5 protein-coding genes are annotated in these 7857 nt (G+C 37.9%); 3 read left to right on the top strand and 2 right to left on the bottom strand.

The window, feature by feature from the left end:
• Positions 1-525 precede the first annotated feature (525 nt).
• Together istA and MWU32_RS03975 are read left to right on the top strand one after the other, a co-directional pair.
• Entirely contained in the window at positions 526-2079 is a 1554-nt protein-coding gene (istA, locus tag MWU32_RS03980; protein ID WP_246938004.1) for an IS21 family transposase, read from the top strand.
• Positions 2080-2113: 34 nt separating this feature from the next.
• Positions 2114-2470 (top strand): ATP-binding protein, encoded by a 357-nt coding sequence (locus tag MWU32_RS03975; protein ID WP_246938002.1) that lies wholly within the window; start codon positions 2114-2116, stop codon positions 2468-2470.
• Positions 2471-3477: 1007 nt separating this feature from the next.
• On the opposite strand, the gene MWU32_RS03970 is transcribed toward MWU32_RS03975, so the two are convergent.
• Positions 3478-4695 (bottom strand): DUF5018 domain-containing protein, encoded by a 1218-nt coding sequence (locus tag MWU32_RS03970; protein WP_246938000.1) that lies wholly within the window; start codon positions 4693-4695, stop codon positions 3478-3480.
• A gap of 20 nt (positions 4696-4715) precedes the next feature.
• Positions 4716-6119 (bottom strand): PQQ-binding-like beta-propeller repeat protein, encoded by a 1404-nt coding sequence (locus tag MWU32_RS03965; protein WP_246937998.1) that lies wholly within the window; start codon positions 6117-6119, stop codon positions 4716-4718.
• 1189 nt (positions 6120-7308) lie between these two features.
• On the opposite strand from MWU32_RS03965, the gene MWU32_RS03960 reads away from it, so the two are divergent.
• Positions 7309-7491 (top strand): hypothetical protein, encoded by a 183-nt coding sequence (locus tag MWU32_RS03960; protein WP_246937996.1) that lies wholly within the window; start codon positions 7309-7311, stop codon positions 7489-7491.
• Positions 7492-7857 lie beyond the last annotated feature (366 nt).

The following is a 7857-nucleotide window of genomic DNA, read 5'->3' as shown; positions in this document are numbered from 1 at the left end:
TTGAGTTCTGGGGTTCATAGAATTTTTTAAGCGTATCTTAAAGATTGGTTTCAGTTTTCGGATATTTTTTTAAGGATTAAATTGCCATCAGGCAAGATATCCCCAAGTCATCTCTGAAGTTGATGAACTTTTAAAAGTATTTATTGGGATTCATAATAGAAGTGAATTACAAGAAAAAAATTAGGGTTTACAGATAGGAGAAATTTCAGAAGGAATTATTTAAATCTGTAAATAGAGATGGGGCTAATATCACTTACGATTCCTGATAAACCTATCAGCCAAAAGTATTATTTAACAAAGAAGGGGGGAAGCATTTAATCAACTATGACACCGTGGTTACTTCGGTTCGATTTGTGCCAGTGATTTCGGTTTCATAGTGCCAGGCATTTCGGTTCAAACTGTGCCACTTTTGCCTGTTTGGTAAAAGTCTATATCGGTTCGATTTGTGCCACATTTAGATTTGGCCCACTGTACCGACTTTGAAAGATCAAGTATTAATTACCTTATCGCTTAAAAGTATGCGATATGGCCAACACACTTGATCCAATGGACTTAAAACAAATCATTTCCCTATATATTGATGGGTTCAGCAACCGTAAAATAGGTGCTACCCTGGGAATATCCCGCAACACGGTAAACAATTATGTGCGGCTGTTCAAGGCCAGTACCCGTTCTCTCGAAGAACTGTTGGCCAGTGACAATGTAGCCCTTGAGGCGCTCTTCCCTTCCAGTACCACCATAGCCAATCCCCGCTATGAGGAGCTCATGCTGTATTTTGACGGTATCAATAAGGCACGGAACCATCCCGGGTTTACCTTTCTGTTCCACTATCAGGAATATGTACAGACTGCCAAGGAACCCTACAGTTATACCCAGTTCATGGAGGATTACAACCGCAAACACGCAAAGGTCAAGGGCTCGATGAAACTGGAACATGATCCGGGCAATGAGATGTACATCGACTTCGCGGGCAAGAAGCTGCATATTGTGGACCGGTCCACTGGGGAGCTCATCGCGGTGGAAGTCTTCGTGGCCATCCTGCCCAACAGCCAGTACACCTATGTGGAAGCCTGCCATAGCCAAAAGAGAGCAGATTTCATTACCTGCTGCGGTCATGCCCTGGAGTTTTATGGAGGCGTTCCCAAGGCCATCGTCTCCGATAATTTAAAGTCGGCCGTAACCCGTGCCAGTCGCTATGAGGCAGATATCAACCGCAGTTTCAAGAACTTTGCCAGGCACTACAACTGTGTGATCAACCCGACCCGTGGCTATTCCCCGCAGAACAAGGCCCTTGTGGAGAATGCGGTCCATCTTGCCTACCAGCGCATCTATTATCCTTTGCGCAATATGACCTTCTTCTCCCTGGAGGAGCTCAACAAAGAGATCCGCAAGCTGTTGACGGCCTATAACAACCTACTGTTCAAAAGAAAGCAGGCCAGCCGCCTAGAGCTCTTCCAGTCCATAGAAAAGGGCCATTTAAAATCACTCCCGACAAGTCCCTACCAGCTTAAGGACTATTGCCGTGCCAAGGTGCAGAAGATGGGATATGAGTACTTCTTGGCCGACAAAAGCTATTATAGTGTACCCTACCGCTACATAGGCCAACCGACCCAGATCCATTATACCACCACCACAGTGGAAGTGTATTACAACCAACAGCGGATAGCCCTGCACAAGCGCAATCCCAGAAAGGGAAACTACAACACCGATCGCGACCACCTGAGCAGTACCCATCAATATTATATGGACTGGAGCCCCGAGTTTTTTAAAAAGAAAGCTGCCCTGCACGGGAAAAATGTAGAGGCCTGTATCGATACAATTATTGCCTCTGGGGATTATCCCGAGATCGGCTACAAACGTGCCATGGGACTTATCCAGTTGCACAGGGCCTATGGCTCACAACGTCTGGACAGCGCATGCAAAAGGGCCATACAGGCAGATGCGGTCGCATACCAGCGCATCAAGAACATCCTGAAGAACAACTTGGATCAGTCTTCCCTGTTCTACCAAGACATAGAAGAGGACAGACCCCATATCCCCGTGCATGAGAATCTTAGGGGAGCTTCGGCATATCAATAAATAAATAAAAATTTAATCAATAAACTCTATAATTATGAACAACAATCAAACTGTTGAAAAACTAAAACAAATGCGACTGGGTGCCATGGCAGACCTACACCTGCAGCATATCAAGGAAAACCGCGCAACAGATCTTACGCCCGATGAATACCTGGCACTGCTCACGGACCATCAATGGGAAGACCATAAGGACCGAAAGATCCAAAGGCTCCTCAGGCAGGCAACCTTCCGGGGGCAGGCAGCCCTGGCAGAAGTAGACTACATCCAACAGCGCATTCTGGACAAGAACATGTTCCTTCGCCTGGGGTGCCTTGATTTTATAAAACGAAAAGAGAACATCATTATACCTGCTTCAGATTCATCTGTCCACAAGATGCCGAACAAGTTTTAACGCTTATTACTTTAATGGATAGTGCAGGGTAAACTTCTTTTATTGGTAAGAGCGTTAAACATAAATTATCTTCTGTACGTTTCCATTGCGCAAAGTATATTCCGCATAGGTTCTATTAAAATGTAAGATCAAAGCAGGGCTATAAAGATTTAGAGAGAGATTTAGGTTTAGATAAATCGAAATTGACATACTAATAGTTTGTGTTTTGGAAATAATTTAAACTATCAATTGGCTTCATTCTTTAACTTTCAACTTTACGTGGAGGAGTTAATTGAAATTTCAAGAACCATTCAGCCCATTGCCACTCCATTTCTCGTAAAGCTTCATTGCGGGCAAAGCGCTTCATTAAAAAAGTCTTGGACCCAATTCCAAAGTTTGGGGTTTTCCGTATAAAGATTCGGTCAGTATTTTTATAATCATTTCTCGCAATTGAGATTTGTCAACTTTGAAATGGCGTCCGCTTGGCCAAGAACTCATTCATCCATTTCTTCACAAAGTTTAAAATTTTGCTCGAGAATGACGGCATAACGGATCGTTCTCCTTTTTTGTGGATTCTAACTTGGTTTAAATATTGGTTTGCTAATGAAATCACTAAACATTCAATTTTTGAAATGTTTATGTTTCTTTTAATCCACCAAAGGAGAGAAGATAAATTAGGATTAAATGTAAACACCAAGGATCTACTCCGGAACCAAATCGATCAAAAATGATGTGGTTCTTTTTGAGGATAGTTGGTCTATTTAAGAATTTTGTTGAAAGGAAAGTCTGAAAAGTAAAGTGTAGCAGAATGAAATTATTGAAAACTTTAATGTCTGTTCAATATGGGTTAAACTTCACTAAAACTACACGGTATTAAAGATGAGCGAAATGACTATAATTCTTCAAGCAATCAATATATTCATACGATTTAAGTGTTCATGCATGAACAGAGATGAAAATTGAACAGGACATACTGTTTTAGGAAGTTTTTTTTCCAACAATTAATTTATGCCATTTAAGTTTACTATTTAATTGAATATGGTAGTTTTTGATTCACCTACGCGTCTATGGGGCCCCCAAAAAGTTATAGTTTTTTCAGAAGGTGGATCGCCAAAATAGGAAGGAAATAAATATGAATAATTAAGCGTTAGAGTTGCCTCTGTTTTATCGCTATTCACGGTATAATCATAGTTATTGGAATTTCTTATTAGAAATAATGAGCCATTGGATGGTATGACGATGGTTTCCGTTATATTTTCCCCAGTGATTATTAAAATATCATTTCTATCATATTCTTCTTGGTTTAGTGATATGAATTTTGGAGCATTTTCCGCAACTACATCAATAAAATAGCTCGATTTTATCTCAGTCGAATTTGTTTTATATACCAATCTATAGTTGTTGTAAGTAGGTACGTTTTCAGGAATTTTTGTATATATGTTAAAGTATGTGACCCGCTCTTCAGAATTATAATTATCGGTCTTTAATACTGGTAGGGGATACTTATTTAAACCATCAAATAGAAAAAATTCAGCTCCTGCTTCGTCTGGGGATATAAATTGGCCAGAAATCATCATGGTAGCCCTGATATAGTAACCTGCGGTGTTTTGATCTCGCAGTTTAGGCATATTGGCGAATATGATATACTCTTTTTGAACTCCATTTTCTGACGTCACAGTATATGTGACTGGGTGTTCGAAATTTTGGGCAATTGAAGGATCAGGTGAAATAGTGGCGTATTGAGAAATAGATATAGTCGGAATAAGAGCACTTTTATCTAGTGATCCCGTGTTAAAATCGATAATATTTGAATCTTGATTAATTTCTGCCTCAATAGTATCATTATCGATTTGAACTGAAAAGGAAATGATATCATTTTCAGTACTTAGCGGTCTATTGTTGACAATAACCCTATAAACGCTTGAGGTTCCATTTTCGGCATATACAGTATAGGCTACTTCATTATTGAAATTTTGAGCATCATTTTCAGATGGTGATATTCTAGCTTTGTCAGAATATTCTATTATCGGCTTTAATCCCATGAGCTCAGCTCCTGCCAATTCAAAACTAATAGTTTTATTTAATTGATCAATAACACCATTTAAAACCTCACCATTTATCGTAAGTTTAAAGAAAGTAATTATGTTTTCTGAACTTAAAACAGCAGGAACATCGGGTTCATTATCATTTGAACATGAGAAAAGTACAAATATCATCAAAGCTATGGTGGCAATTTTCTTTATCATTGATTTCTTTATGAAGTTTTTTAATTTTTCAGGCCGTGGGAACTAGGGTAAATTACAGTATCACTGTTTCCAAGAACAATTGTTGGTGACCTTATAATAAATGCTTTAGTTTTTAACATCCATTTTAAAGCCCCCGTACTGGCATTAACAGCGTGGAAGTTTTTATCCCAATCACCAATGTAAACAGTGTCCTCAAAAACAATTGGAGAGGTGGTTGTATTGTGGGGTAGAGAATAGGTCCAATTCATACTGCCATCATTTGCACTTAAACATACCAATCCACCGCTACCATTATTGGAAAACCCAAAATAAATTTGGTCATTATACACAAAGGGTGATGACTCTATATTTCCAATACTTCTGTCATGTTTCCATTTAATCGTTCCATTCTCTTTATCAATACCATATAAGGTATTGTAAGTAGCAGCAATAATGGTGTTTTTGTAAATGGTTGGGGAGGCATAAAACTTATCATAAAATCCTGGACTTATAACACTTTCAGCTAACTCTAAGGTCCAAGCTAAGGCACCGTTGTTCTTGTTAAATGAATAAAAACGCCCCTTGTTATCACCAAAATAAATATTATTTTCAACTATTAATGGGTTTGTCTCTATTTTTGTCACTCCTGATGTGCCTCGGCTATCAATACGAAAGCTCCAATCAGTTGTTCCTGAATCTTTATTGAGTGCATAAAGATTGTCATCGTTAGTACTAGAAACATATATTTTTGACTCACCTATAGCTAATGAGGCATAATATCTCAGAAAGCTACGTTCCCATAATTTAGTTTTACCATCTGCAGTAATACAATGTAAATTTGAGTCTGCATCAAATGCATAAATATTGGTCTTATCAGTAATTATGTTTCTGTATTGCTTATTGTAGTTTATGCTTGGTGTGCTTGTCCAAAGGATTTCACCAGTGAGGATGTCGTGGGCATTAATTCCATTTTGGCCAGTAAAGATGACATTTTTGTCTGCGGTATGAGCTTCGACAAAGGAGTTTTCAGATTCCCATAGAATTTGGTCCGTTATCAAATCATATGCCGTTAAGTTGCCAGCAGAGTCAGCAAAGAAGAGTATTTTACTTTGAGGGCTATTAAAGGTGAATTCTAATTCCGAAACCCCTCCATTTTTATCTGTAGCAATAATTCTTCCCACATATTCATTATTATATTGTAAAAAAGATGTACTAATGGATTTAGTCGTTTCTTCTACTAAAATTGAATTAATATATAAACTGTAATATATATTATCGTTGTCGGCATCTTGGACATCATTCCAGTCTATGGTGACTTTTTTCCCATCAAAGTTAACGGATTCTAATTTTAATTCTTGAGGACTTGAATTCTGGGGAAGCGAATCATCATCACTTGAGCATGATATTGTTAGCAGCAAAAGAAGAATCAACCCAATGTTTTTCATAACTATTTAATGTTGTTTATTAAGTTCTTGTAAGTTTAACTCGACCTGGTGTGTCAGGGTTTTTACGTTTTACTGAATTTACTCAACATACGACTATTTTCAGTGGCCGAAAGATATGGGATTAATATAAGTGATGCAAGTTATATGAGTATATGGTTCCTGGTTTCAATAATATATATGAAATGTGCTCATTTTGAATCAAATGGCTGTCAGTTTTTATGTTTTTTTATTGGAATTCCAGTGTGTATATTTAAAATTTAACTCGACTCCAATTTTAAATGTCGTCTGAAAGCTAAAGCTTATTTTCCAATGCCGTTCAGCCCATTGTCACTCCATTCCGCGCCCGCCTGAATGACTTCGACGGGCAGGAAAAGCTCCATTTTGGGCAATGCGCTTCCCTGAAAATCTTGGACCCAATTCCAAAGTTTAGGGATTTACCGTATAAATATGTTGTAATAATATGTGGGATATTTCTCGAGATTGATAATAGATCAACTTTGGAATAGCGTCCGCTTAAACAAGTAATCACTATTCCGTTTTCTTCACAAAGTTTAAAATTTAGCTCGAGACGGACTGCATAACCGATCGTGCCTCCCTTTTATAAGTCCTTACTCGATCTAAATTTTGGGTTCGGTTTTCGAAAAGGTAACGGCGATAGGCACTATGGGAAGTAAATTAATGAAGAAATGTTGATGGGCAACTATGTTCCTCTTGTTGCTTTTGATAAGTGGGGGATATAATAAAACTCCGATTTTGCATTTCCAATAAAAAGGAAAACGCTCAGGATATAATAAGTACATTACTTCAAAGAAAACATATCATAATTACGATGCAGCCTGACATTACATTCTGGCTGATTCAGCTGGCGTGCAATGGGGGCACAAGATGGTTCAAGTCGAAAGCAAAACAGATTTCCTGCTCACGTTGATGTGGTTCCAATTGTCAGAATATTGTTATTCCACAATCTTCCACTGGTAATGATCAGTGCATATTTATTTCTTGTTCGGTCATTAGTTTAGGCTTAAAACAGAAAATAATGCCAACGCGTTGTATTTGCCATTCGCATTCAGTGAGTGCCATTGATCTCTGCTGTTATGGTCATGAAAGATAGTTCAATCCAGGAGGATCTGGACACGAGAAAAGTCGATCCACAATACCGTTGTTTTGAAGTAAAAGTAATTGAGTACCATTGGCGGAAAGTACCGACGAAACCCTTAAGGACACAATTGCTGAGGAAAAAATGAACTTTTGGGTGCAAATGAGACTACCGCGAAAAACAACTCTGAAGACCATCAATAGTACGGCCATAAATTTTAAGGAAATCCTTGTTAATGATAGAATGATCGCCAACAGCTACAAACTTCAACTTTAAGACGATCAAGGAATGCTTATTAACAGAATGGCTACAAAATAACTTAGATGCAGTCACTTTCAAAAAAGTACAGCAAAAATAAATATAATTAGATTTCTTATCTGAACAGCATCCGTGGCACAAAATTTTTAAAATTATGTGACATAAACTTTGAGGAATTAACGTTTTATTAAGTTTTTGAGTTATTATGATAGACTTTATCAAAAATTTGCTATGTTCGTAAATCCAAATCGTCATAATTTTCTGACATAAACTAACAAACTATGATCATGACCATTTCTCTAATTATTACGTTGTTGGTGGTTTTAAATTTCCTCCTACTTGCATTCAGCTGCAATAAAACCACAAAAAAGCTATCCATTGAAA

The organism is Gelidibacter sp. F63206 (genome assembly GCF_023015735.1).
This window is presented reverse-complemented; position numbering and strand designations above follow the sequence as displayed.